This is a genomic window from Halanaeroarchaeum sp. HSR-CO (assembly GCF_024972755.1).
In the GTDB taxonomy this organism is placed as follows: Archaea; Halobacteriota; Halobacteria; order Halobacteriales; family Halobacteriaceae; genus Halanaeroarchaeum.
In genome coordinates, this window is sequence record NZ_CP087724.1 from 1,209,548 (window position 1) to 1,236,236 (window position 26,689).

Consider the following 26,689-nt stretch of genomic DNA (forward strand, 5'->3'; position numbering starts at 1 on the left):
GCAAAGACGGCCGCTCGGCTATTAGCAGTGCCGTAAGGTCAAATCGAGACTGTTGTTTCGCTCAGGCGGATGGGCCGGCGGTACGGTGGCCCAGCCGTCAGTTACTCGACCCGAAAGCAATCTCGCGAATGCTGTCTCTCACTCAGGCGGACGACTCCACCCCTCTCACGAGTGACCCCAGCACCGGGAGGAGGAGGGCGCCACCGACCGTGATGTAGATGATGGGGTCCATGGAGACGACGCGTGGGGCAATTGCACCACGGGGAAGGATGAAGACGGCGAGCACCAGCAGACCAAATCCTCCAGCGGAGACCACCGCTGCACGCAGATCCGGTGAAACGAGGCCGACGAGCGCGCCCGCGACGATCAACCCGATCCAGTGTACCCAGACCAAGACCAGTCCGCCGGCCGACGTGGCAAGCAGTGCCGCGATGCGGAACTTCCGCCGGTGTCTGATGCGATCGAGAATTCCACGCCGGTCTCCAATATCGAGCGCCATTCGGTCCCGCTCCGGGCCGCCAGAATGGTCGTCGTTCACGACGATCCCTCCTCGAACGCCACACGGATGTCGCCGTCGTGGGTACGCCGCATCGGTTTCAGTTCCCCTTCGATCCAGAGATCCAACTGATCGTCGAAGTGGCTGGAGAAGTAATCCCCGGAGTTCCCACCCGGCAGCACACTCCCGGCGTCGCCGCCAGGGGTGACGATCATCCGCCACGAGGATCCAACGTCGTCCTCCACGCGGAAATTCTTCACCGTGACTGGGGACCCGCCCATCGGCTCTTCCCGATAGTTGAGAAATCCGGCCTCGCTCCCCAGTGGATGAGACACTGCTCGGGTCGTGTTCCAGTCGCCGTACGTCGACCATCCGTTCTCTTCGATCTCCTGGAGAGCGGTCCGTAACGAATCGACCATCGTGTCCTTCCGTGACCGGTCCTCGTAGAGCGGGCTATCGGGTGAGAGTTTCGCCACGACCCAGTCGCTCGGATAGTAGCTATCGTCGAGGTCGGCCTCGGAGAACGTCGGCTCGACCGTGGCTTCGACGAACGCATCGATCCAGCGCGCGAAGACCAGTGCAGCATACGAGTCGCGTTCCATCAGGTAGTTCCAGTCGTCGAGGGCATCGACTGCCGCCGTCGCTTTCGAAGAGAGATCCGTACCCGTTGTGGCGTCGACCAGTTCGGGAACGAGATCCGCTGCGCGACCATCGTAGACGTCGGTCTGGAGGTCCTGGAAGAAGGACAGGTCCATCGGTCCTCCCGACTCGAGTCGTTCTTCGAGGCGCTCGTAGATGCGTGCACCACGGTATGGGGTCGAATACGCCGTCCCAATGTAGTGACGAGGGTCGTCGACGACCCGCTGGTTTGCGGTCGCGAGGACCGCTGGGTCGATAGCGTGTGGTTTCTCGTCGAAGGGGACGAATCCCTCCCAGGTCGATTCACCGAACGGAGTGAATCCCTCCCACTCTCCCGCTCCGGCGGAGCCGTCGAAGATGCGGTTACCGGGCACGACCTCACCATCGATGCGGCGTCTCGGCAACTTCCCAGTTGCGTAGTACATCGTTCTTCCGTCCGCGTCGGCGTAGACGAGGTTCTGTGTCGGGAGATCGAATTTCTTCGTCGATTCCAGCATCGCATCGAGTCCTTCGTTGTGTCCGAACTCGTAGATCGCTTCTGTCGTTCGCGTCGCCGAGTGGCCGGTCCACGCGACGCCGACCCGTCGTCCCTCTCGTTCGAGAACTGGTCCGTGGACCGTCTTCCGGATCGTTCGACTCCTGTCCTCGCCATCCGAGACTCGTATCTTCCGTCGTTCCGTGTCGAAATCACGCCACTCGCCCTCGTATCGGTATCGTTCGCCGTCCTCGTCTATCTCGTAGTCGTAGACGTCGAGAACGTCGGCACCGACGTTCGTGAACGACCAGACGCCGTAGCCGTTCCTGCCAGCGATCACGAACGGGACGCCCGGAAAGGTGACGCCGCGAACCGAGTTCTCGGGCGTTTCGACGTGCTGTTCGTACCAGACCGGCGGGACCATCAACTCCAGATGGGGGTCGTAGGCGAGAAGTGGTGACCCGGTCGCGGTGTGATCCCCCGAGACCACCCAGCTATTGGAGCCGATACCGGGCGCCGATTCGAACATCGACAACCAGTCGATCAGAGCCTTCCCGCCCGTCACCGCCTCTGAGTCCGCCGTTTTCGACGCCTCGTCGAGGTTCCGAATGGTGGCGTCCATCGAACCCTGATTGCGTGTCGTGTCCAGCTCGTCTCGGAGGATGGGGACATCGTGATCCAGCCGTTCTGGGAAGAGCTCCTGTACGAGCTCCGACCCGAGGCGGTCGGCGAGGACTGCCCGACGTAACGCACCGAAGTTCCCCGTCAGCCCCCACGATATCTGCTTTTCCATGAGCATCGTATCCACCGGAGTCCACCGTCGTGGCTCGTACTCGAGAAGCTCGAATTCCAGGGGGAGCTGGTCGCTCTGCATCGAGGCGTCGACTCCATCCGCGAACGCTTCGACGAGGGGGCCGACGGGCCCCGCTTGAATCAGGTCCCACGTGGCTTCAGCGGCACCCGTGAAATCCATGGCGACGTGGAACTCGTCGCTTTCGAGCGTCGCCTCGCCGACCACCTCCGACAGCCGTCCACCCATTACTCGCCGCTGGAGATCCATCTGGAAGAGTCGGTCGAACGCCTGAACGTAACCGACGGCGAAGTACGCGGCCCGTTCTGACGCCGCGTCGATGTGCGGGACGCCGTAGTCGTCGACCTGGAGTGTCGCATTGCCGTGAGGGCTTTCGACGGTCGACGGAAGTTCTCGGTCCGCGGCGTCCCACAGTCCACCGGAGAGCGGGGCGAACTGGTCGAGAAGGTCGGACGCCGATGAGAGAGTTAGCCCCCCGACTCCTGCACCGAGTATCCCCGCGAGTACGCGACGGCGTGTCGTCTCTCGCGGCATCTATCGAATTCCGCGCGGGAACGACGATCGGTCTCCCGTGTGGTCTTCGAACACTGTCGGTCCACTGATGAGGCCGACTATGCGAGAGTGTCGCATACGAAACTGTATGTGACACCCTGAGTTAGGCGTTCGTCTGGGTGTGACGAGGTAGTCGGCAGTCCGCTCCGGCGGTCCTCAATTCGCGATTCGCGGTCGTCGATAGTTTCTTCGACGGTTCCCCGTGCAGTATCGCTCAGCTCATCGGCTACGGTCACTGCGTCGTCGAAACCATCTCGAAGACCCTCGACGGCGGTTTCGATGTCGTCGGACGCGCTCATAGAGGGATAGGACGGTTCTCGAGGGTTCTGCCAGAAGTAGTTATAATTCCTACAAACTGAAAATGATAGTAGATTATCAATATTAGGGCGTCCACTGTTGAATCGGGCCGATGGCAACCCTGACACTCTTGAGTCCGGCGTTCGCTGATGGCGGTTCGATTCCCGAGCGGTATGGATATACCCGAGATAACCTGAACCCGCCCCTCGAAATCGCGGGCGTCCCCGAATCGGCGGCGTCCCTCGCGCTGATCGTCGACGACCCGGACGCTGTGGAACCGGCGGGCAAGGTATGGGACCACTGGGTCGTCTGGAATATCGATCCCAATAGAACCACTATTCCGGAGGACTGGGACGCCTCGGATGCGACACAGGGAATGAACGACTACGGTGACCCGGAATACGGGGGACCTAATCCGCCGGACCGCGAGCACACGTATCGGTTCAAGCTATACGCACTGGACGAAAAGCTGGATATCGATACTGGTGCGACGAAGGACCGCCTCGAGGACGCAATGGCGGGAACGATCCTGGAGGAGACGCAACTGGAAGGAACGTTTGCACCCTGATCACGCGTCGTCGTTTCTGCGCGCTGGTTCGACCTGCGGGCCGCGTCGACTCGGTCTGTCGGAATCCGAACCGGTCGTACCACTCCCATGCGGCAATTACGGACTCACCAATGCAGGGGGATTCGAGGGGGTGTCACCGCGATGACTGACGGGGATGGGCGCGTCCCGGCGACCCGGAACTGGAGCGCACTCCGTGAGCGCCTTCTCGAGATCGGGCCGCTCTGGGCCGGTGCGGTCGGGACGGTCTTGTTGTTTCTGGTCGCCGTTCAGTTACTCGGAACCGCGACGGAAGCCGCCCAACCGGTGATCGAACGGATCCTTCGACGTATCGTCGTCGATGACACCTCCGCACTCGGCCTCGGGTGGGCCGCTTCGTACGGATTGACGAACGGATCCGTCGTCGCGGCCCTCTCGCTGTCGCTTCTCCGCTCTGGCCTCGTCAGCCCGTCCGAGACCTATTTCATGATCGCCGGGACCCGTCTCGGTGGGACCGCCGTCATCGTCCTCGTCGGAGCGATTGATTACCTGCAAAACCGTCGAAGCCAGTCGCTGACCGAAGGAACCAGTCTCGGCCTGCTGACGTTCGTGATCACGTTCAGCATCTACATTCCAGTTACTGCACTCGGTGCCGTCGTCCTGACGCGATATCGTTCGACGGTGTTCGAGGCGACGACGGGGCTGGGCCTGTCGATCCGTTCGTTAGAGCTCCTGGAACCCGTCACCGATGCAGTGACGAGAGCGCTCGGCCCCACCATCACGTTGGGTGTGGCCATCGCGTTGCTCTTCGGGAGTCTCTGGTTTTTCGATTCACTCCTCGAACGTGTCCACACCGAGACTATCCGAAAGTACGTGTTTCGGCACTTCAAACGGCGGTGGATGGCCTTCGGAATCGGGCTACTGATCACGGGGCTCACGACGAGCGTCGCCTTTTCGCTCGGCGTTATCGTGCCGCTGTACAATCGACGGTTCGTCCGCCGTGGTGAGATGGTACCGTACATCCTCGGCGCGAACATCGGCACGCTGTTCGACACGCTCGTCGTGGGATTCGTTCTCGAGACGATGGTCGGCGTCGCCATCGTCGCCCTCGTGATGGGACTGGCGACGCTTCTGACGGTGGTCGTCCTCGTCGGGTACTCTCCGTACCTGCGTGTCGTCGATGCCTGTCAGGACAAACTGCTCGAGGATCGCCGATTCTTCGTCGCCTTCGCCGCTACTCTGATCGTCCTTCCGATTGTCCTGCTCGCAATCCCACACGTATGACCGAAACTCGACCACTCAAACGACCGACACGAGTACCAAACCCATGACAGTTCACGTCCTCGTTCCGATGGACGATTCCCCGATGGCGAAGCGTGCACTCGAACACGCCCTCTCCATGCATCCCGGGGGCCAGATAACGGTCCTTCACGTCATCGACTACGTCGAAGAGAGTTACAGCGCGAGGGCCCTTATCGGGGCTAAGGAACTCAGAGAGCGGGCCGAAGAGCGCGCCGACGCCCTTTTCCAGGAAGCGGCGGCGATCGTCGATGACCGAGGCGTGGAGTTCGAGACAGCGACCGCAGTTGGCGATCCGGCCCGTGAAATCGTCGCTTTCGCCGAGAAAGCGGACGTCGATCAGATCGTCATCGGGAGTCACGGTCGGTCACCCGTGTCGCGAATCTTGCTCGGAAGTGTAGCCGAGACGGTGACCCGGCGCGCCCCGGTTCCAGTCACGGTGGTCCGGTAGGAGGGAATCCACGCATTCGCCGGTCGTCACCGGTTGCCAGTGTGCGTTGCCGGCGATGGCGAACAGGGGCTACGGGGTGCTGGCCTGGTGAATCGTATGGGCGGATGTCAATTCCATTCGTTTGCGAGCCCTATGGGTACTTTTACATGAGCCAGCATGCAGTGTCCGGCAATGAGCGAAGCGGGAGACAAATTTCGGCAACTCGTCGAGCACCTTCCCGAGGTCGTGTGGTTGCTCGACGAAGATCTGGACGAGACCCTCTACACTAATCCCGCATATCGTCGGCTGTTGGAGACGATAACTTCGGAACCCGACTGGCCAGTCGATGCCGAGGAATTGGTCCATCCCGAGGATACGGCGAGGGCAGCGGAATGGTTCGAAACGATTCAACAGGATATCCGCGACGGGACCTGGAATACCGAGTATACATTCGAAGCGCGACTGACCGACGGAACCGATACCGAACACTGGCTCGAAACCATCGGGGTCCCAATCGTCGACGACGGGGGCGTCATCGGATTCGCAGGCATCTCCACGGACGTCACCGAACAAAAATCCCGCGAACGGGAACTCGAAACCAGGGTCGATCAACTCGACCAGTTCGTGAGCATGATCACCCATGACATTCGCAACCCCCTGACCGTCGCCAAGGCGAACCTCGAACTCTACGAGAAGACCCAGGATAGAGAACGCCTCGAACGGGTCGAAGAGGCCCTTGATCGGATCGACGAACTCACGACCGATCTCGTGGCACTGGCCAGGGACGGGGACGATTCGGTCGCCATCAATTCCGTCGACCTGGATGCCGTCGCCACGAAGGCGTGGGTGACCGTGGATACCCGCGATGCACAGTTGGAGACTGAACCGGCCGAGATTGACGCCGACGCTTCGATGCTCCAGACGGCGTTGGAGAATCTCTTCAAGAATGCAGTCGGTCACGGCGGGTCGGATGTGACGGTTCGGGTCGTCCCGACAGATGCTGGGTTCATCGTCGAGGACACGGGGAGCGGGATATCCCCCGATCTCCGAGAGCAGGTGATGGAGCATGGCTTCACGACGGGATATAGTGGGACGGGGACCGGGTTGACGATCGTCCAACGGATTGCCGACGAACATGGATGGGATATCGACCTCGGAGAGAGTCCCGAAGGCGGCGCCAGGTTCGAATTTCACCCCTGCTGATGGACGGTCTTCGCTACACAGATCGGCCGTCTCTTTCCGCATCGAGGCAGTCACGGACGAATACCCTCGGATCGGGACCGCTGCTGGAGAACGCTCTCTAGCATTTTGGAACGTTCGTGACCACCGATGATACACACCTATCACTCCGTGGCCACAACTGCGGACCGATGTCTGCTCTCGGCTGGGCCCTCGTTCTCGTCGCGGTTTCCACTCTCGTCATCTGGAAGGGGAGCGGATTCTTCGAGCGGTCAGCAGAACAGCTGAGCAACCACTACGGGTTGCCGGTCGCGTTCCACGGCGCCATCGTCGTCGCCGTCGGATCCAGTTTCCCCGAGATTAGTTCGATCGTCATCAGTACGGTCTTCCATGGCGATTTCTCCCTCGGTGTCGGGGCCATCGTCGGCAGTGCTATCTTCAATCTCCTCGTCATCCCGGCACTCTCTGCGTTCTCCAGTGAGGAACTGGAGACGACCCGGAGCCTCATTCACAAAGACGCACAGTTCTACATCATCAGCGTTCTCATCCTGTTCATCGTCTTCGCACTCGGTGCGACCTACGTTCCGGGCGGAACGAACAGCGCCGCTATCTTGACCCCGTCGCTGGCCATTCTCCCGCTGGCCACGTACGGTGTCTATATTTTCTTACACCAGCAGGACGCCAGCGACCACGTCGCCGAGCGGACACACGGTATCAACGTGAGCCGGGCGTGGGGGACGCTGGCAGTCGCGTTGCTCGTAATCGCAGTTGGCGTGGAAGGGCTCGTTCGCGCGGCACTCTCGCTGGGAACCATCTTCGAGACCCCGAGTTTCCTCTGGGGGCTCACCGTCATCGCGGCCGCGACGAGTCTCCCCGACGCGTTCGTCAGTGTCAAGGCCGCAAAGGAAAACGACAGCATCACGAGTCTCACGAACGTCCTCGGAAGCAACATATTCAATCTCCTGGTCGCTATCCCCATCGGTATCCTCCTGGCGGGGTCGGCCACGATCAACTTCCTCACGGCCATCCCGACGATGGGATTTCTCACGTTCGCCTCGCTCGTGTTCATCGTCTTCACCCGTACCGACCTCGAACTGACCGATCGCGAGGCCTACGGATTTCTGGGACTGTACGTCCTGTTCCTCGTCTGGATGACACTCGAGTCGATCGGAGTCATTCACACCGTTCGGGGCATCTAAGCAGACCTGAAACCTGGTGGATAACGATTTTCCACGGCATCTCGTTCACCAATAGACCGGCGACCGAACCAATGAATGGAGTGTCTCCTCGAAGCAGTGCCTGACCGCTCGTTCCCAATCGGATCGGATCGATGGATTCCGAGCCCCCTCTTCGGCCAAGAGGTAGCTCCAGGCCAACTGATGGGCTCGCCACTTCAGGGGGATCCCGGTTTCGTGAAACTGCCCCGAGAACGTAGTGATTTCAGGTTCGCCTTCCATCGCCGACGTGAAAATCGCCAGTACTGGAGGGACACTCGTGGTCTGCGTAATTCCCGCGATCTTAGCCAGGATATTTGGGACATTCGTGCACTTCGACCACTGACGGATACCGCCCATCACGGCTGTCTGCGAGTGGTCGAACAGCGATGCAGAACGGCGGTCGTTCGATAGGTCGGTGAACCCGACCTATCAGGCTGGCGCCGTCGGCGGCGTCGGTGGGCCTCTCGAGCGCGATGACGGTGCGGTCGAATCGGGCAACGGTATCGGCGACCGATGTGGCGAGTGTCGCGATGATGTCGCCGCGGCCGACCATGGTGTCGAGAACGACTTCGCCCAGGGTGTGAATCCCCGTGCCCCCGATGGGTATCCCGGCGAACATACGAGAAGTAAATCGTTCGTCGAGGAACGGTGCACCGACGCGTACGAATATCCGGTGGATGGTGATCATCGTCACCGACGTCGGAACCGTCGATCACTCCTGTCTCCCGAAGAAACTCTCGGCGTGGGCCACCAGTGACAGACCCACGTGAATCGCGAAGCCGAGGACGCACCTGTATATTGCATCGGCGGGGATTTCGTGATCGCGTCGACCGTTCGATCGATAGCGGCTTCCGCAGGAGAGTGTCTTCCGGTCGGTGTTGTGGAGTATTGTGTATGACGTGAGATTCGAAACCGCACTCCGCGTTTCGTTGGCACCTGTAGCGGCTCTAAGACCGTTGTTTTCGACATCATATATAAACCACGGCACCATTTTCACTTCCCAGGAATTGGGATAAACTAACATTAACAATACGGTCGTTTACCTTGGTACGGAGACCCACCCATGAGCCAACCCACCTTCGAGATTGGAACGACCTGTTCGCGTCGATCGTTGACCGTCCTGGGCGTGCCCCTACTGACCATCACCTTCGTTTTCGGCTGGTGGCTCTCCACAGGTGTCGGCGAATACATCACCACGCTCGGGGTCGTCTTGTTCGTTGCACTGTGGATCCTGTTCATGTCGATCAACACGGGAACCACGGACGTCAACTAAAAGCACGCGGCGACCGGAGCCCCTTTCTGGGCCATCCCTTCGTTCACCCTTTCGGACTTGCGACGCGGGCATGGACTTACAGATAATCTGGGCGTCCGGTACGGCGACTGGACGTATACTGACGACCTACCTGACCCCGGCTATCGGGATGTTTCGTGGTGGAACGTCGTCGGTTGGTTCGTGATCAATTGTCTTACGGCTGGACTCACCGTTCCGTTTCTATAGGTGTGCTTATCATTCAGTACCATCGTCGTCGAGGCGAGCGGTGTTGCGGTGTGAGAGTCATCTTCGAAAGTACTGTCCGTGGAAATCGAACGGCACGATGTGCGGCAGCCAGGCTGTTGCACGTTTTTCGAACGATTTTCCATCCAGGATGAGTAGTCCGGACTGCTCTCGATCCGTATCGAGAAAGACGGACAGGATCACGCCGTCGTCTTCCGTCGTTCCCCGGGGTCGCGCCACGAAGATCGGTTCGCCGAAGTAGCGGTCCGGGGTGGACCACCGTTCGACCTCACCCGTCTCGCTATCGATTTTACGGAGTCCAGTGGGGAACTCGCTGCGGTCGTCCGCGTCGGCCCCCTGACTGTAGACGTACCGGTACCGTCGACCCACGTATTTGTCGTTCATTCTCGGGAGCGAAAGATGACCGTCAACCAGACGCTCGCGATCGACAGTTGTCTCTGGAATCGAGACATGAAACCGGTCGAGGTCGCCCATCGGATGGGAAAAATTCCCGGCCGAGAGGTCCGTGAGCGAAAGCGCCTGGAGCACCGAGGCGTCCTCGAAGGTGACCAGATCGATCGCCAGTTCTCCCTCGGCGACCTCGAACGCATTGGTGACATGGAAGTAGAAAAACGGCGCCCCATCTATCGTAGCGGCAAGTTTCCCATCGGTACGATCCACGACCAGGAATCGAGTCCCGCGCTGGGGTCGCCAGGTGAGGGCGTCGAGAAAGGAGCTACCGACGAATGGGTTCAGTAGTGAGCGGAGATCCACCACCAGTGGCGGCTCGACGAGGATCACGTACCCGGGTGTGACTCCGAAGCTGTGCATGTACCCGACGGTATCAGTATCGATTTCACCGAGAAGGGTTCGACTCGTCGTATTGGTCGGACGCTCTGTGATCTGATACGTGTGGGTCCGTCCGAACGTCGTATGGAGGTTCAGTGTCGTGTCCGTCGCCGGATCGACGATAGGATGGGCACACGTGAGGTGGCTGCTGACGTCGTCCTCGAACGTCCACTCACCGATTGTCTTCAGTGTCTCCGATTCGAAAGCCGTGTACCGTGGTGTCTCCGTGAGGGCGAGCAATGTCTCGCCGGTTCGCGTGATATTGACGTTGGTATTATCTGTAGCGGTCGGCCGGAGCACGGTCTTGACTGTCGAGAGAAATCCCGAGGCGGTGGTTCCGAACTGGGGCGAATCGAGTGTTCCGTTCTCGTGTGCCCGTCGGTAGGTCTCCGTTCGCAAGAAGCGATTCGAGTATGCAATCGATCCGTTCTGGAACGAGAAGCGGCGTACCATCGCCAGCCCGTCGAACCAGTGGTCGAACTGCTCGCCCCCGACCTCGAACAGCCCCGGCCCGTTCCGATACAATGTTCCGGCCAGCCAGTTCGGAACAACCCCCTCGATGGGGAGGCGGCGGTCGGATCGTTCCTCCTGAAGGGACTGGAATCCGAGCTGGTAATCAGCCATCCTCTAAGGATACACCTCACAGGCGCTTGTAGATGGTGCCTGCTACCGTTTGTCACTGGACGGTTCAGGACTATCACTCACTCATTCGGCCGTCGGTCGAACGCAGTGGACCCGGTCGTCCGACTGCAAAATCAACATGCTGCCGGCGGATTAGTGGCCTGTAATTCAGGTGTTAGAAGCTCCGGTGGGACTGACGAGCGATTCGACTGTTACTGCGTGGGACAACCGAATTCGAGTGGTTGACTGGGGGGGGGACACATTCCTCTTCGTTTGATACGATTGCACGCTCATGCTGTATAGGGTGTATAGTCACCACTGGAAACCGGAGGGTGTGAGGTACCGATCAGACTGCTCGATCACGAGTCGGACCGATGATAGCCGTCGCCACAATCCGACTGTGGAACCGGTATGTGGTTCACTCGATCGAACAATTGCTCTCTGTCACTCAGTCCTGGGACGTCTCATCGGAATCCCTTTCGTGCACCCATACTGTCGAAATCCGGGCCCCATCGGTGCTCGTCACCTCAACGACGTAGCCGGCGATCTCGACGCGGTCGCCAGGTTCTGGTACGCGGTTGAGTTGCTCGAGCACCACTCCACCGATCGTTTCGACCGCTTCGCTTTCGAAGTTTCCAGCCAGGGCGTCGTTAACCTGCGACAACTGGACGCTTCCGTCGATATCGTATCCCCCATCGTCACGCTGGCGTATCGTCGGTTCGCGCTCATCGAGATCGAACCCGTCCCGAAGGTCTCCGACGAGGGCCTCGACGATGTCTTCAACCGTTGCAATCCCCTCGAACGCACCCCACTCGTCGATAACTGCGGCTATCTGTTGGCGATCCTCTCTGAACTGGATCAGGAGATCGCTGATCGTCATCGTCTCGGGAACGATGAGAATCTCGCGGGTAATGTCATCGACCGTCTCGGCATCCCCATCGTCGACTTCTGCCTGCAGCACGTCCTTGACATCCACGAATCCGACCACCTGGTCTCCATCGGTGGCATCGAGGACCGGATAGCGCGTATGCCCGGCCTCGAACACGGTCGAGTGGAGATCGGATAGCGTGTCATCAGTGTGAACGGTCACCACGTCCGGTCGTGGAACCATGACCTCCCGCACCATGGTGTCGTCGAGATCGAAGACGCGTTCGATCATCGTCACTTCCGCCACGTCGATGTCTCCACCCTCGCCGGATTGGGTTAATACGCGAAGGAGTTCCCGCTCACCGAGGGTTTCATCCGTTTCGGAGGCGGGCGGGACACCGAGCGACCGCGTGAACGCATTCGCGGCCCCGTTGAATACGACGATCCCGGGATAGAGTAGGTAATAGAAGAGTTTCATTGGTGGGGCGAGGAACAGCGAAAGCCGTTCGGTCTGGGCGATCGCAAGGGTCTTCGGTGCGAGTTCGCCGAAGACGACGTGAAGAAATGTAATAATACTGAAGCCGATCGCGAACGCGACGAGATGGATGAGATTCGTGGGGAGAATCGGTTCCAGAACGGGTTGGATGAGTGCTGCGACTGCGGGTTCGCCGACCCACCCCAGTCCGAGCGAGGCGATAGTGATGCCGAGTTGGGTCGTGGCGAGGTAGTTATCGAGATTCGTCATCACTTCCTGGAGTGTCCCCGACCCCGCCCGTCCCTCCTCGGCGAGTTGATCGACCGAGGTCCCACGTATCCGAACGAAGGCGAACTCTGCAGCGACGAAAAAGCCGTTCAGTACGACGAGAAACAGCGCTAAGACGAGTTGTGCCGCCGATAGCGCGACGTTTACCATTGGTGACCCCAGAAAATGCTGTCTTTCGATGGTCGTGTGTTCATATCTATCCATTTTGTTCCACTCACTAAAATCATCTAATAGAATCTCGGAGGAGTTGCGTCTCGGAGAGGTAAAGCGAACCCCCGACGATTGCCCGTGATGCCGAAACCGCTTACCGTACGACTGATCGTCGTGGACGGTCTTGAATCGTTCCCGAGTCGGTCACGACGCAAGCCAGCAAAAATCCCCCTTTGGTTTTACAGATCGCGATTGTAGCGCTCCGGAGCCACTACGTCCCTTCACGTCCGATTCACCGTCCTCACACTCGAGACGTTCAATCATCGAACACACTCGTCTCGAACTCGTTGCTGGATTCACGGAGCAACCGTTCTGTTCTCCCGTGTTCCTGAAGTGTTCTTTCTTCGAGGTGGTTGACTTCCCCGATAGTATCTGCCGTGACTTTCTCTGTAACCTCGAGCACTTCGATCGTCTCGCTCATCCATCGTCGCCGCTGTTTGAGCATTGCAGTGAGTGACGGTGGTGCCTGATTTCGGAAGGGTTTATCCACGAGTTAGTGTTCGGGGTCGTATTCTTTCGCGGCACGTCAAATGAGGTTCGTGTGTCACCACCGGCTATATACCGCGGAGTTGGTCGGCGAGTCGTGCGGCGTCTCCCACGTGTTCGTTTACAGTTGAGTCTTCTATGTCTTCGACCTCGTCGAGGAGGACTGCAATATGAGTTGCACGTTTGCGTATCAATTCTGGATCGTTCGGCGCCTCCACGAGGTCGGCTGCGATTGCTTCTGCTTCGCCGATCCAGCGGCTCGCCGCGCGTTCTATCGGGAGTTCGGCTGTTGCGGCCAGGTGATCGTGTAGGTCGATGACGGCGGGTCGACGCTCGTCTTCGTCTTCTATCCACGAAGTTCCCATTCCGTAGAGTACGGCATCGTCGAACAAAAATGAAGCGTAGCAACCGCCATCCTCTCGTTCCCGAACGGGAGTTCGGACGGTTTTCGTACTGACATCAAATGTCGGCAACCTCCAGTGTGAATGTTCGATTTACTGACCCGCAACGGCCGACAGATCATGTCCTCCTCTCGCCAGTTTCGATGTAGCGAACCGCATGACGCCCCGATTCAGAATCGGTCGGTAATCGAACGAAATCCAATACACGACACAGCATCAATATTTAAGCGATGCGCCGCTGTCTGTCGGATTTGGAACGTTCGATAAACGAACGGGCGCTGCAGGCTTTAGTTCGACTGTCGAACGACTCGACCTTTCAGGCGTGAGGCGGTCGAAATCAGGTGTTTCAAAATGCACCGAAAGACACAGTATTCTGTGGGCACAAAGATCTCTGTATGCCCTCGATCACGGTCAACGTAGACGATGACCTCAAAGAGCGAATGGAGGACCACCCGGAAATTAACTGGAGCGAGGTCACGCGACAGGCTATCCAGGAGAAGATCGAGACGCTCGAAGTGATGGACGAACTCACCAGCGAGAGCGAACTTACTGAGAGCGACGTGCAGGAAATTGCCGACAAGATAAACGAGCGTGGCCGCGACCGTGTCGACGAGGAATCGGCGTAAAGGGGCAGAATGAAGCTGGTCGTCGACGCCAACGTCGTCATCACTGCGCTCATTGCCGACTCGAAATCACGCGAACTCGTCGTCACGCTCGAACCCGACTTGCTAACTCCTGGGTACGTCTACGACGAAATCGACAACTACGAGGGGTTGATCGTGGAGAAGTCTGGGATGAAATCGGACCGAGTATCACAGTTCATGGATCTCCTCTTCCAGTACATCGAAGTCGTTCATTCTGACGATTTCTATCCGGCTATCGAGCGTGCAGACGTAGCAATCGAAGATACCGACCCTGACGATGTCCTCTATCTAACATGTGCGCTTGCATGTGATGCGGCTATCTGGAGTGACGACTCTGACTTTGACGAACAGGAACTGGTCGAGCGATATTCGACGACTGATGTGGTCCAGTTGTTCGACACACGTTGACTCAACTGGATATGAGTGATTCTGTACATTTGATAAAAACGTAGGGCCCTGCTGAATAGACCGCGCGCATCTCCCGTGAACGGCACGTGGGATTGATGGAGATGATCCGGGAATTGTGAGTACTCTCCTTATTCGATCGTGACGGTTCCGTCATTGTCAATACCAATATTTGTCACGTGGATCGGATCGTCGGAGGATTGGAAGGTGTGGGTAATGGTGGTGGAATTACCGTCGACAGTCACTTTCACGTCAAATTCGCCCGTTTGGTTAAATTGTTCCAAATTGAGATCGGATTCCGCCTCCATAGTTCGTCCGTCAGAGTAGACGAGTCCAGTTTCATCCGAGATCTCCACGACGACCGCGTGATCCGTATTATCTTGGTTGACAAGCTTCAGTTCCCGACTCGTATCATTGTCGCTAAGAATCCCCGAACAGCCCGCAGTGACGACGAGCAACCCGACAAGGACACTTAGGATGACGTATCGATAACGGTGACGCACATCGTATTTCTTACATTGTCACCTGAAAAATCCTCGGAATGGTCACACTTCTCTTTTACCTTCTCGAATATCGCAAGACGACGGTTGCAAGACGGATACTCAATATCCAGCACTCGCATAATGATAGACCATGAGAAAATCGTATCAATGCCGCTTGATAATTCTTGGAAGTAGGGGGTTCGGCTGTATTCGAACACCGGTGACAATCACTATCGTTCGATTATCGAACGAAAGCAAACCTGTGGCCGTTCGACCACTAATCCCATTGCTGTATGGCGATTATAACGTGGTAAATGTACGGGCGCTGCAGGCTAGAGTTCGCCTGTCGAACGCACTCCCACACAGGAGAGTAGACGCCCGAATTCAGACATCTGACTCGATGGCGCTCGACAGGTCCGCGATTACCAGCCCATGTCGCTCGAACCAATCGACCCTGAAACAGCACTCGACCTCTATCTCATCGATCGGGACCACGAGGTCTCCCAGGCAACCATCTATTCGCATAGCTCCCGATTCGGTCACTTCGTCCGTTGGTGTCGTTACGAGGACAGCAACAATCTAACCGACGTGACCGGACGGGTTCTCCATCGATTCCGGATTTGGCGACGTGAGGAGGGCAATCTCGAACCTGTTACAGAGAAGACGCAGATGGACACGCTACGTGTTTTTTCCGCTGGCTCGAATCAATTGACGGAGTCAGCGAAGATTTACACACGAAGGTGCTCTCGCCCACTCTCGGTGACGATGAAAATGTGCGAATAATATTGGTCGAGTCAGATAGGGCAACAGCGACTCGCGATCATCTTTTCAAGTTCGAATATGCCTCACGTCCACATGTCGTGTTTCCACTGCTATGGCACACAATGATGCGAGTCGGGGCAGCCCGTTCGCTCGATGTAGATGATAATAATCGCGATGAACAATATCTCCAGGTCGTGCATCGGCCTGAAACGGGAACACCGGTCAAAAGCCAGGTGGCTGGCCAACGCTTCATCGCACTCTTTGACGAGGTCTGTACGGTTCTTGACGACTGGATTGCCACTACTAGAGAAGATATCATCGAGGAGTCCAGTCGTCGACCGTTATTGACAACGAGGAAAGGGCGAGCGCATACGACGACACTTCGTGGAGATTGCTATCGATATTCTCGCCCGTGCGAGATTGTTGCAGAGTGTCCCGACGAACGGGATAATGGTTCGTGTTCAGCAACGAACTACGGCACTGCTTCCAAGTGTCCTATCAGTCGAAGTCCCCACGCAATTCGTCGCGGGACAATAACGTACGCTCTGAATCGGGATTGGCCGAAGCCAGCAGTCAGTGACCGGGCCAACGTTTCGGAGGGCGTCTTGGACCGCCACAACGATCAGCGAACTGAACGGGAAATGATGGAACAGCGGCGAGCGTATTTATCAAACCACTAATAAACCACTCATTTCATGTCTGGCTGTTGTTATTGTATTGAGACCTCGTGACGCGTGGCATATGCCTTTAGGGCACTTTTGAATCCCTTTACAAATGATATATTTCATTGGCTGTGCTGAATATAGACCGTGCATTCAATTCCGATTTGACCTTCGCAAAATTACTTACACTAACCCTGTCTTTTCCATACCTGTATGGCACATTGGTTGACTCTTGTAGCGGGTGAATTGATAGTATGGTAAAATTTGGACTGTGGGTCAACGTAGTCGGGCTTTTGATTAGTCTCGGAGGAACGCTACGACTGTTTATGCATGTGACCGACGAGTACCATTCGGCGATAGGTGATATTGGGTCGATAGCTGTTGGGTACCTCGGGATAATTCTACTGGGGTTGTCAGTGTCGATTACCGGCGTTGCTGTTTTGCTAAACAATTCCGTCCTTGATGTGGGCAACTAATCTATACCTCCTAATCCGGGATCAACCTCGGGATGGTCAACTGAATATATGTCAGATATTGTTACAATCCGACTGCTGAACTCAGACTCCTGTATTGAACAGTACTGCTGAAGAATATCACCGATTGGGAGTTTTACGACGACCAAATTGGTGGAATCGTAATTCATCAGTCAATCCTCCAAATGTGCTAATTGTGGTGGAACTCTTTTAAGAAAATAATCTTCGAAGCTCGTAATATCGCGTCTAGTCGATGAATTCCCATTGCAGCGAACTAGCCTCGACAACGGCTAGAAGAAACTCAAAATTCAATTATAGTTATCAGCGGTTTCTTTGTGTTCTCTCTCGGTCGATTTGTTTGTATGGACATACTATCTCGTGTGCGATCTGCAAGTAGGTCGTACACCGTCATCTTCGTCGTGGCACTGCTCGTTGGTGCGGCCGTTGCACCGACGGCATTCAGCATGGCGAACGAGATGGGTGAACAGACAGATACCGTTGCAGTTATCGAGGTCGGGTCGACGATCGCCGAACCGACCGCTGCGCCGGTCAAAGAGCAATTACAGAACGCCCGCTCGAACGATTCGATCAAAGCCGTCGTACTGAAGGTTAATACGCCAGGTGGTGCACTGTCGGCAACCGAGTCGCTGGCGCTAGAAGTCGAACGGACGGCTGAAGTGATGCCCGTTGTTGTGAGCGTCACCCAGATGGCTGCTTCGGGTGGATATTACGTGAGTGCGCCCGCCGACCATATCGTCGCAAACCCGAGTGCGATGGTCGGAAGTGTTGGGGTAAACTTCGCGTACTTCAACGCAGGGTCGGTTGGGACTGCGATTCAATCTGGCCCGGATAAATCCGGCGGATACACCGAAGAAGAGGCCATCGAAATGGCCGACATGATGGTCGAGGGGTTCTATGGGACCGTCCTTGACCACCGCGGCGACAAAATCGAGTTGAGTAAAGAAGAACTCGCCTACGCGAAAGTGTACCCGAGTCAAAAGGCCCTCCACAACGGCATGATAGACGAAATCGGAACACTCGATACTGCAATCCAACGCGCGGCTGACCAGGCAGGTCTCGACACCTATGAAGTGGTCGAACTAGATACGACGCCCGACCTGACTCAGATACCGTTGTTCTCTGCACAGAACGACAATCTCACGAGCAGTGAACGGGTCGAAGCGATGATCGATCCAGCCCCCGGTGTAGAGACGCCGGTGGCGCTTGCGATGTACGGTACACTACCGGACGAACAGATTATCGTGACGACCGCCGGTGACGCATCTGTTCAACGAGTCGACACCGAGTCGGAGGGCGCAACATGACTGGAACGGCAAAGCGGATCGGCGTGTTCGTACTGGTCGTTGCAGCTGTGGTTGGAATGGCCGCCATTGGTGGCTATGCGATGGCAGAAACGCCGCCAGATCGGACTGATGCAACGATCGAAAAGAACTATTTCACTGACGAGTCGTTGATTGCCGACGCTGAATTGACCGATCGTTCGGGTGAGGTCGAACTGTCCGAGCAGGATTCCCGCACGATCCTCGTCTCCACCGACGGACAGGTGAGCGAACTCGAACCGGTAATCGAGGCGCTCGTTGCGAACGGACACGAGGTCCGAGTCCACGGTGGCGGCAGTTCGATTCGACCGATGAGTGGAATCATTACCGGTTCGGTGACGGCGACACAGCGTGTTTCCGCGACTGATGGCGGACTCGAAGAAGAGCTTGGAGACGTGGATGCGGTGTTGGCGATAGGCGGTACGCAGTTCAGCGACGAGGAGTACGAAACCATCGAGTCCTTCGCTGAAGAGGGGTCAGTGGTACTGGCGACGGATCCCTCGGGTGGCCTCTCGGGTACTGTTAGCGATGGGTTGACTGCCCGATTCGGCATCTCTGTTGGCGAGGGCTACCTCTACAACATGCACGAAAACGATGCGAATTACCAACGTGTCTACGCAGCCGGTGCATCTGATGGCATCGGCGAAAATGTTGACCGAATCGTCCTCGACACGGCCGCGCCGGTCACCACTCACGATGGCAACACTACTGTCACTGTCGGCGATCAAACCCGCTATTCAGTAACGCGCGAAAACGAGCAATTCGCGGCAGCTGCACAGACAGAAAACGTGGTCGTGATCGGCGATAGCGATTTCATGACGCCCCTCGATTACAACCGTGCGGACAACAACGTGTTCCTGGGCAACGTACTCGAGTTCCTGACGGACACGCCTGAAGACCCGTACACCCCGCCATCAGATAAGGAAACGTCGACTCCCGATGGGGGTCAGTCTCCACCCGGTGGTGGCAGTCCACCACCGACGACCGAGGCAGCGCCATGATCGACCGACGATCAGTCATCCGAACGACCGTTGCACTGGTCACGGGCAGTGCGCTCGCTGGGACCGCGAGTTCCGCGAGTAGCCAGGCAGAGACGGATGACATCTTCCCGTACGATGCCGGTCGGGAAGTGGGGGCCGCGACGACGATCGGTGTTCGAGTCGATCCGGGGGTTGCGAACGCGATTCCGCAAAAGGACCCGTTTCACTCGCGGCTTTCGATGCTGGAGCAACGATTCGAGTCGGTCACACTCGAATCGCTAGGATTGGCACGCGGAAGTCTCGCAGTCGAGGGCGAACGAGTTGTTGGCGGTGGTGCCACCATCGACGGCGAGTTCCAGAAAGCGTCTTTCGAGACGGACATCGAAGCCGCCAGTTTCGAGTATATCGGTCGCTCGTCGCCATCAGAACCCCGGAACTACGCGTATTACCAGGCGCGTCGTCACCCATACGCTATTGGTGTCGATGATTCGACTGTGGTACTCGGCTTTGGGGACACATCGGACCAGGCACTGTCCCATGCAAAAGCCGTCAACAGCACCACTTCCACGAAAACGACTGACGCTCACAACGCTATGGCTCGTTCGCTCGGGACGACGTCACTTGCAACGGCCTCGCTGGGTGACCAAACGCGTTCGGCGTTACGCAATCGACTTCCAGACGGCGCCACCAGGACACAATCTCTGCTGGAGACGGCAACCCAGTTCGGATGTGGGATCGACGTCGATGGTGATCGGAGCAATCTCAGGTACGGCGTTGAATTCGATCCAGACGTGATGTCCATCGAGACAATAATGGACCTCGCTTCTCAGTCCGCAGACCGAACGTCGGCCCTCGACCTGGAGTCGATCGAACGCGACGGGTGGACCGTGATCATCGAAGCATCGTCGCCGACATCGGCAATTTGGGAGGTGCACGAGGCCCTCCTGGGAATCAAATTCGAGTAAGTGCGGTCGGTCCCGCTTTGTAAGATATCGCCGAACCGTACTCTCTTACCGTTACTGTCGTGCCCGATGAATTTCGCCGGTGACGGCGGCTACGTCATCGTCCAACTCTTCGAGGAACACGCTGGACAAACCTGGCGACTATTGTTGGTTGAAAGATCTCGTCTTCAACTGCCACTAGCTCCTGAACACCGAAATCACCGTCCCAAATGCAAGGAAGGCGCCGAGTCCAGCGATGAACAGTGGTTTGTTACTGGTTTCATCCTGGAGAAACGCGTCTCCTGGAGAGTTAGTTGGGACATACGCAGAGACGGTTGCCCCGGAGTCATATCCATCTAACTGTGCCTGTGCGTCTTCTTTCGTGGGAAATTCGTGAGCGACGTCACCGGGATACATGTCTGACGACGTATATTGTTCCCCTTCATAGGTATAGGTAAACGTCGCGTGGGGACTGTACTCGTCGGAGCCTTTTCGGTTATCGATTTCTTCGATCGATGTCGATACGATGGTTGCCTCGACCGTCTCTGTCGATTCTACTGCCGAGGATTGGGCTGTATACATGTATCCTCCGTACCCCATTGCACCAAGTCCTACGATAATAGCGAGAACTATCCGCAGCGGACCGGACGGGCCACTGAAACTGAATTCCATATCTGGGGGTAGAAATTCGAGAATAGTAAATGGTGTTTGGCTGTTTCTCGCTCCGTAACACAGCAGAACTGCCTTCCGGAGTCAGGCACTCTATCACGCAGACATCAGCGTGGGGTCGACATCGCTGACCGATACGTTTCGTGGGGTGAGAGGCCGCCGCTGGACCCGGACGGCCATGTGTAGCGTTCCGAGCATCTTGTTGTGGATATAAAGCGTTGGGGGCACAGTTCACGAACGAGAAATACATCAGCTATGTTTCCCTTCAGGAGTAGTCGGTCTTGCCATCTCCGTGGTTTGATACGTCAGCGGTGAAGGCGAGAAGTTCAGTTCCATATACTGAATCTGTAATCGTTGTAGCGTACTCTTGGTAGAAATACAGTTCCCAAACGTACATACTCTATGACGAGAGTTCTACCCATATGCTTCTGGCCCTCCTCGGAATTGTGGCAGTCGTTCTTGCTGCTGCCGCTGGCGTAGCCGTATATCGGACCGAAGAGCCTCGATCGGTGCTTCGAGCGACTCTCGTGTTCGGCGTGTTACTCGTGACGCCGATGCTGGCCTTTTTCCTTCTCGCTGTAGTTCTGACCTCGTCCACACCGGGTGTAGTATTCGTTCTTCCCCTCTTCCTCCTTGGCGTTGGGCTGTATATTCTGGCCGGGGGGGAACTCCCAGGTTTTGTTCAGCGATTTGCAAGCAATCGATAAATACAGCAGTTGGGAAAAGCAACCGAGCAATAACTAGAAACATTACCCAGCACGGGAACGCTTGTTTACTGGTCGGAGAAGGTTACACACGTAGCGGACGATTCGATTGTGTCTCTCGGTCAGATACCTGGCCTTGGGGATTTAACAATCGGGCATTTCATTGACCACTATGGACTGGGGTTTCAGAATTCGAAAAGATGTTCCATCTTGGATGATGAAACTGGTGCTGATTGGTGCTATCCTGCTGATTGCCGGCCTCCAGTATTTCGACATTATATAACTACATACAGCCATTGACGGTTACCGAGGTGAAAAGGGAGAATAGTTACCAACGTCTGTTCCAAGCGAACAGTGTGGAGGCTCTACCAGACAGCTACAGTATCAGAACAGCCTCGAAAAATCTTCAGTAGATGATGGTTTCATCAGAGCCGTGAATTTACGCACCCCCCGATGTGCGAAGTCGATTGATTCGGTCTCCGAGTGCGACCTTGATTGAAAGCGGGTTCGGAATGCGTCTTCGTGTCGGTTCGAGCGCGTGTACGTCAGCATACTCAGCGAGTGCATCAGCAACGGCCGTTCGCCCGACCCGTTGGGCGGCATACTCGTCAGCCGCGCGAATCTGCCGCCGAGCGAGCCAGAAGCCAATGAGCACCGCACCAAATGAGAGCGCGAGTAACGGCCATCGAGGGCCAGTACCGATGAGGGAAGCGACCAGGGCGATGCCAGCTACGAGAACAGTCCCGACCTTTATCTCAAAAACGTGGGTTCGAAGTTGTCCTGCCTCAATCGCCAGCAACGCGGTAGCGGTATCGTCGTCGAAGGCGTCAAGAAACGTACTCGTTACAAAAAGACGCCGATAGGTCGGTGGGCCACGGACGAGCGTGTCCGCTGTTTGCTCGTTTTCGCTGTCGAGAATGCGCACGTCTCGAACGCTTAGACCTGCGCGATCAGAAAGGCTATGCACGCGATCGGCAGTGTCTCCAGTCGGGGTCGATGTCGAACGAAGCACTGCGATGAGCCACGGTGCCGCGTACAGCATCCCGAGAACGAGTGCTAGGAGTCCAACGGCAAGGATGAGTGGTGAGGACTCAATCGAGACCACCTGCAGTGGTGCCAACACCACGGTGAGAAGGGCGCTCAACCCGATGACATACCGAGTCATCTTCCGAATCGACGTTCTGGTATCAAGCTCTACGTCACGCACGTCGCGGATCCCCCGTACCGTTGGAAGATACGAGACAATCCAGACACAGCCGGTTGCGAGGAACGTGACGAATTCCGCGAGTACTCGCGTTACGAGTTCGGGAGTGGAGGGCAGCGCTGTGAGGACGGCTGTACCGAATCCGGTGAGGGAGAACACTCCATAGGCGAGCAGTGCGTATGGGAAAAGGACAGCTGCATACAACAATCGGTACTTTCCAACGGGGTTTTTGAGCTGTCGGACAACCGCGCTACCGATAGCGCCGAGAAGACCACCAACGAGTGCGAGACCGACGAACATAGAAATAGTTGTGCCAATCGAGGGCGGCGCCGTTTGGAGGGGGATCATATCTACCCCATTCCCGGAACACGCACTAAAATCATTGAGGGATGGGCGGCTATCCAGTTAAGGAACGAGTTTGTAGTACCCCAATAGTCGCAAATTCCCCGTTTTACTGAGAAGGCGATCCCTCTGGCACGCAAAACGGCCTCTCTATCCCTCGAATTTTCCCACACCGCTAAACACTCCCGAAGCACATCATTCTGCGTGCCTCAAACAACAGAATTGACCAGAGGAGTCAGCGAGTTTTTCAAGCGTTTTGCCACATGACAAACAACGACAGCGGTAGACTCGCTGCGATCAGTCCTTAGACACCACCCATCAGAGGTTCAACATTCAACGAAGGGGGCAAGCAGATATCCGGTTGCGAAGCCGACCGGGTCAAGAATCACTGCGAGGATGATAATCTGTTGTTGGAAGGGCTTGGCGCTCACCCACCGAGAGAGGGCTCCAAACGTATGAGAGAAATTTTCGGTCTGTCACTTAAGATATCGGATATCTCGCCCGTTTCGTCGGCTTATCCCGCTGAGTCACCGACCTCTATGGAGAATGAATAATCTGGTCAATCATTGTTTCCTTGACATCGGCCATTTTGACGAGTACAGCATCCAAAACTCTGATTTTTCTGTGGTTGGAGGGCTATGGTGGTAACTCAACTCTGTTGAAATCAATCGATTGGGGTTTTTCCCCACGACTATCCTTGGAGAGAGCGACGAATCGCACGTATCTCGTCTCGAATTTGCTTCCACTGGGCCATATCTCCAGGGATTACGGATTCGCTCTGTTCGCCTCCACCGATACCATCGTCGTTCGATGCGGTTCGGTCCGCGAGCGCTCGAATTGCACGAGGGTCTTCGATCGCCCGGAACGAAATGTCGCCGCCCCCAGCAATTTCGAACGTGACTGTGCCGTATCCAAAGATCGACCCAGTAATATCCTGGCCAAAGGAGCTGTTCTGGACGGTTTCGAGGTTCGACTGTGTGACAGACCGGGTCAAGACGCCACGTTTCACGTAGAGTGCTTCGTCCGTAATCACGTACTGTATACCCTGGAGAGCGAAATACTTCCAGACCGGTATCGCCACTCCGAGTGGAATGAGTGCGAGGAAGAGCGCAGACTCTCCAGTGACACTGCCGCCAATCCCGATCACGACGAGGAGAACGCCGGTCACGACTGTTGGAAGAATGGTAGTGATCCGTGGACGGCCGGTCCACTCGACCGATTCGTTGGTATCGAGCGGGATAGCCGGGTCGATCGACTCCGTCATGGCTGGCTACTGTCCATCATCAGACGCTTGGTCGGCAGTAGAGTTCTCGTCTTTCTGGTTGCTACGTATGGTCGCATTTTGGCTGGTGTCGTCATCACCAGCCGATTGTTCGTCCGACGCAGTGCCGATGTTGGACGCCGTGGCCGTTGAGGCTCCTGCACTCTCTTGTTGTGTTTCGAGGGTCGTGTGGATCTCTCTGAGTTCGACGAGGATATCGTCAAGAACGTCACGCTTGGTTTCACCCGATTCCGTCGTCGGTTCACCACGGCTACCCTTCACTCGTTTGTTGATGCGTTCCTGAACCTCGCGCGGTTCGGGGACTGCTCGGAACTGCATCTCGATACCGGAGCCGCCAGCAGTCGAGATATCGACGTTTCCGTAGCCGAATCGAGAACCGAAGAATCCCTGACTGTAGGACGTGTTCTGGACTTTTCCGAAATCGATGCGCTGGACGTCCCGTGAGAGGACTCCCGTCTTCTTGTATAGCCCATCGGTCGTCACAACGTATTGCGTATTCTCGCGCTGGAGATAGGACCCGGCGATGATGAATATCCCTACGAGCACGATAGCAAGAGGCACTCCGACGACAAGCGCCGGGATCAAGCTACTCTCGTGTGGTTTTCCAGACCAAACAATCTCTTCGTCCTCGTCGAGCGTTAACCAGTCTGCAGTTTCTGGGTCGATTGTGGAGGGCTCGGACATACAAGTACGTTATCAGATGACTGTATTAAAGTCCCGATAGCATCCTCCACTTGTGGGAAGCCGCGTCGGTGATCGGGTGGAGGATTTCACAATCCTTTCGGGCTCCGTTGGCATCCGATCGATCGAAGTTTTCCTGCGGAGAAGCATCTGGTGATGTGGATTCCGTAATCAACGTTCGCGCTAGATGAATAGTTATGGCATAATCAGGCGCAAATCCTCGCGTGTTAGCGCGGGGAGGATGTCAATCTGCGTGTTTCAAGATCTGTGGTGTGACGATGACCTCGAGGGCAGCAATTCCGAGTGCAACCCATCGGATGGTTCCCGTGAGGAGAACGATCGCAATGGCGGCAATTACACCAGCGTTAACGAGGCTTATGCCGTACCGAACGGCTGGACTGTCAAAGATGGAGGGCATACACATGACCTCATCAGGAGCACAACTATATTCTTTAATATATCAGATCTTAGGCGACGGGTATCGACCTTGGCATCGGCACTTTCGCTGCCGTTGCCTATAGTTGTCACAGCTTGGAGTCTGGGGCATGGCGAGAAGAAAGCCCTCGGTGCAATCGAAATGTTTTGGTTTTTCTAGAAGGGTGGGGAAGTTATTCACGGATCGTTAGGCTTGCGAAGCCGGTCGATTCGGTCTCCTAATGCGACTTTGATTGAGAGAGGATTCGGGATGCGTCTTCGTGTCGGTTCAAGTCTATGCAAATCGGCGTATTTTGAGAGCGCATCAGCAACAGCCGTTCGGCCGACCTGTTGAGAGGCGTACTTTTCGGCCGCGCGGAACCGTCTTCGAGCGAGCCAAAATCCGCCAAGAACCGCCAGTAGTGTAAGCCCGAGTAACGTTCACAGCGGTCCATTACCGATTACGGATGCGATAAGTACAATACCGGCCACGAGAACCGTCCCCACTCTGACCTTAAAGACGTGGGTTCGAAGTTTCCCCGCCTCGATGGCCAGTAATGCGGTGGCAGTCCCGTCGTCGAAGGCGTCGAGAAACGTGCTGGTAACAAAGAGACGCCGGTAGGTCGGTGGTCCACGGACAAATGAATCCGCCTTCGCGTTTATTCTCGCCACCTCAACTGGATGAGAAATGTGGGAAGCTCAATATTGCGCAATAATTCTCGAACAACGCTCCCCGCTGGTACCTGCCATCCAGGCAAAAATACAGAACGATACAACTCAAAGAGTTAGATATGACTCGGCCACCCTCTGCAGACGAAGACGAAGTTGACATCGAGGAAAAAGATATTAACGAACCACTGGACCGGATCATAAATTTTCTCGCAACGTACCTGCCGTGAGCGGTTACACGAAAGAAAACGGAGCAGGAACCGCTGTATCAGACTGAGTCGTCTCCAATGTAATCCTACTGATGAGATACAGTTTCATCCGAAACGGCTGGTCGCTTTAGTGTACGTCTGACTCCTTCATCGCTGTCCGGATCGAAACGGCTAGATCCCTATCTATCATCCCAT

26 protein-coding genes and 1 pseudogene are annotated in these 26,689 nt (G+C 56.5%); 12 read left to right on the top strand and 15 right to left on the bottom strand.

The genetic code is table 11. The features are described from left to right. Positions 1–142: 142 nt before the first annotated feature. The 3 genes from HSRCO_RS06240 to HSRCO_RS06250 form a co-directional block, all read right to left on the bottom strand. Complete coding sequence (locus tag HSRCO_RS06240) at positions 143–538, bottom strand: hypothetical protein (RefSeq protein ID WP_259519574.1); 396 nt, start codon at positions 536–538, stop codon at positions 143–145. Then, positions 535–2,955 carry a penicillin acylase family protein gene (locus HSRCO_RS06245; RefSeq protein ID WP_259519575.1) on the bottom strand — a complete coding sequence of 807 codons (2,421 nt, stop codon included), beginning with the start codon at positions 2,953–2,955 and terminating at the stop codon, positions 535–537. The genes HSRCO_RS06240 and HSRCO_RS06245 overlap by 4 nt, the downstream gene beginning before the upstream one ends. 77 nt (positions 2,956–3,032) lie before the next feature. Further along, entirely contained in the window at positions 3,033–3,272 is a 240-nt protein-coding gene (locus HSRCO_RS06250; protein WP_259519576.1) for a hypothetical protein, read from the bottom strand. Between the two features lie 110 nt (positions 3,273–3,382). On the opposite strand from HSRCO_RS06250, the gene HSRCO_RS06255 reads away from it, so the two are divergent. From HSRCO_RS06255 to HSRCO_RS06275, 5 genes are all read left to right on the top strand, one after another. Beyond that, the gene (locus HSRCO_RS06255; protein WP_259519577.1) at positions 3,383–3,838 is read left to right on the top strand and encodes a YbhB/YbcL family Raf kinase inhibitor-like protein; all 456 of its coding nucleotides are present in this window, start codon (positions 3,383–3,385) and stop codon (positions 3,836–3,838) included. Between the two features lie 141 nt (positions 3,839–3,979). Beyond that, positions 3,980–5,098: a sodium:phosphate symporter gene (locus tag HSRCO_RS06260; protein WP_259519578.1), complete on the top strand. Its 1,119-nt coding sequence runs from the start codon at positions 3,980–3,982 to the stop codon at positions 5,096–5,098. A 43-nt stretch (positions 5,099–5,141) separates the two neighbouring features. Then, a complete protein-coding gene (locus HSRCO_RS06265; protein WP_259519579.1) occupies positions 5,142–5,564 on the top strand; it encodes a universal stress protein in 423 nt (140 codons plus the stop codon). Between the two features lie 171 nt (positions 5,565–5,735). Next, positions 5,736–6,746 carry a PAS domain-containing sensor histidine kinase gene (locus HSRCO_RS06270; RefSeq protein ID WP_259519580.1) on the top strand — a complete coding sequence of 337 codons (1,011 nt, stop codon included), beginning with the start codon at positions 5,736–5,738 and terminating at the stop codon, positions 6,744–6,746. Between the two features lie 167 nt (positions 6,747–6,913). Continuing rightward, positions 6,914–7,921, top strand: coding sequence for a sodium:calcium antiporter (locus HSRCO_RS06275; protein WP_259519581.1), 1,008 nt, complete (start codon positions 6,914–6,916; stop codon positions 7,919–7,921). A gap of 319 nt (positions 7,922–8,240) precedes the next feature. Here the strand turns inward: HSRCO_RS06275 and HSRCO_RS06280 are convergent, their stop codons facing one another. Continuing rightward, a complete protein-coding gene (locus tag HSRCO_RS06280) occupies positions 8,241–8,627 on the bottom strand; it encodes a hypothetical protein (protein WP_259519582.1) in 387 nt (128 codons plus the stop codon). Between the two features lie 375 nt (positions 8,628–9,002). On the opposite strand from HSRCO_RS06280, the gene HSRCO_RS06285 reads away from it, so the two are divergent. Next, positions 9,003–9,212, top strand: coding sequence for a hypothetical protein (locus HSRCO_RS06285; RefSeq protein ID WP_259519583.1), 210 nt, complete (start codon positions 9,003–9,005; stop codon positions 9,210–9,212). Between the two features lie 282 nt (positions 9,213–9,494). Here HSRCO_RS06285 and HSRCO_RS06290 read toward each other — a convergent pair whose 3' ends face one another. The 4 genes and pseudogenes from HSRCO_RS06290 to HSRCO_RS06305 form a co-directional block, all read right to left on the bottom strand. Next, positions 9,495–10,907, bottom strand: a complete 1,413-nt coding sequence (locus HSRCO_RS06290; RefSeq protein WP_259519584.1) for a carotenoid oxygenase family protein — start codon at positions 10,905–10,907, stop codon at positions 9,495–9,497. Positions 10,908–11,352: 445 nt separating this feature from the next. Then, on the bottom strand, positions 11,353–12,684 hold the full coding sequence (locus HSRCO_RS06295; protein WP_259519585.1) for a hemolysin family protein: 1,332 nt from the start codon (positions 12,682–12,684) through the stop codon (positions 11,353–11,355). Between the two features lie 316 nt (positions 12,685–13,000). Continuing rightward, positions 13,001–13,237: pseudogene (locus HSRCO_RS06300) on the bottom strand (hypothetical protein); the annotation flags it as partial. A 61-nt stretch (positions 13,238–13,298) separates the two neighbouring features. Beyond that, complete coding sequence (locus tag HSRCO_RS06305) at positions 13,299–13,595, bottom strand: hypothetical protein (protein ID WP_259519587.1); 297 nt, start codon at positions 13,593–13,595, stop codon at positions 13,299–13,301. A 431-nt stretch (positions 13,596–14,026) separates the two neighbouring features. On the opposite strand from HSRCO_RS06305, the gene HSRCO_RS06310 reads away from it, so the two are divergent. Together HSRCO_RS06310 and HSRCO_RS06315 are read left to right on the top strand one after the other, a co-directional pair. Next, positions 14,027–14,257: a hypothetical protein gene (locus tag HSRCO_RS06310; RefSeq protein WP_259519588.1), complete on the top strand. Its 231-nt coding sequence runs from the start codon at positions 14,027–14,029 to the stop codon at positions 14,255–14,257. Between the two features lie 9 nt (positions 14,258–14,266). Next, a complete protein-coding gene (locus tag HSRCO_RS06315) occupies positions 14,267–14,683 on the top strand; it encodes a PIN domain-containing protein (RefSeq protein WP_259519589.1) in 417 nt (138 codons plus the stop codon). A 128-nt stretch (positions 14,684–14,811) separates the two neighbouring features. Here HSRCO_RS06315 and HSRCO_RS06320 read toward each other — a convergent pair whose 3' ends face one another. Then, positions 14,812–15,183, bottom strand: coding sequence for a hypothetical protein (locus HSRCO_RS06320; protein ID WP_259519590.1), 372 nt, complete (start codon positions 15,181–15,183; stop codon positions 14,812–14,814). 2,238 nt (positions 15,184–17,421) lie between these two features. On the opposite strand from HSRCO_RS06320, the gene HSRCO_RS06325 reads away from it, so the two are divergent. Genes HSRCO_RS06325 through HSRCO_RS06335 form a run of 3 tightly spaced genes read left to right on the top strand, consistent with a single transcriptional unit; the run spans position 17,422 to position 20,344 of the window. After that, entirely contained in the window at positions 17,422–18,384 is a 963-nt protein-coding gene (locus HSRCO_RS06325) for a S49 family peptidase (RefSeq protein WP_259519591.1), read from the top strand. Further along, positions 18,381–19,400 (top strand): hypothetical protein, encoded by a 1,020-nt coding sequence (locus tag HSRCO_RS06330; RefSeq protein ID WP_259519592.1) that lies wholly within the window; start codon positions 18,381–18,383, stop codon positions 19,398–19,400. The genes HSRCO_RS06325 and HSRCO_RS06330 overlap by 4 nt, the downstream gene beginning before the upstream one ends. After that, complete coding sequence (locus HSRCO_RS06335) at positions 19,397–20,344, top strand: hypothetical protein (protein WP_259519593.1); 948 nt, start codon at positions 19,397–19,399, stop codon at positions 20,342–20,344. Before HSRCO_RS06330 ends, HSRCO_RS06335 begins: the two co-directional genes overlap by 4 nt. 174 nt (positions 20,345–20,518) lie before the next feature. Here the strand turns inward: HSRCO_RS06335 and HSRCO_RS06340 are convergent, their stop codons facing one another. Next, a complete protein-coding gene (locus tag HSRCO_RS06340) occupies positions 20,519–20,992 on the bottom strand; it encodes a DUF3592 domain-containing protein (protein ID WP_259519594.1) in 474 nt (157 codons plus the stop codon). A gap of 419 nt (positions 20,993–21,411) precedes the next feature. Between HSRCO_RS06340 and HSRCO_RS06345 the strand changes: the two genes are divergently transcribed. Next, on the top strand, positions 21,412–21,696 hold the full coding sequence (locus tag HSRCO_RS06345) for a hypothetical protein (RefSeq protein WP_259519595.1): 285 nt from the start codon (positions 21,412–21,414) through the stop codon (positions 21,694–21,696). A gap of 436 nt (positions 21,697–22,132) precedes the next feature. Here HSRCO_RS06345 and HSRCO_RS06350 read toward each other — a convergent pair whose 3' ends face one another. From HSRCO_RS06350 to HSRCO_RS06370, 5 genes are all read right to left on the bottom strand, one after another. Then, entirely contained in the window at positions 22,133–23,245 is a 1,113-nt protein-coding gene (locus tag HSRCO_RS06350; RefSeq protein WP_259519596.1) for a peptidase, read from the bottom strand. 685 nt (positions 23,246–23,930) lie between these two features. Continuing rightward, entirely contained in the window at positions 23,931–24,503 is a 573-nt protein-coding gene (locus HSRCO_RS06355; RefSeq protein WP_259519597.1) for a PH domain-containing protein, read from the bottom strand. 6 nt (positions 24,504–24,509) lie between these two features. After that, positions 24,510–25,205 carry a PH domain-containing protein gene (locus HSRCO_RS06360; protein WP_259519598.1) on the bottom strand — a complete coding sequence of 232 codons (696 nt, stop codon included), beginning with the start codon at positions 25,203–25,205 and terminating at the stop codon, positions 24,510–24,512. A 241-nt stretch (positions 25,206–25,446) separates the two neighbouring features. After that, a complete protein-coding gene (locus HSRCO_RS06365) occupies positions 25,447–25,620 on the bottom strand; it encodes a hypothetical protein (RefSeq protein ID WP_259519599.1) in 174 nt (57 codons plus the stop codon). A 437-nt stretch (positions 25,621–26,057) separates the two neighbouring features. Further along, positions 26,058–26,288, bottom strand: a complete 231-nt coding sequence (locus HSRCO_RS06370; protein ID WP_259519600.1) for a hypothetical protein — start codon at positions 26,286–26,288, stop codon at positions 26,058–26,060. Between the last annotated feature and the right edge of the window lie 401 nt (positions 26,289–26,689).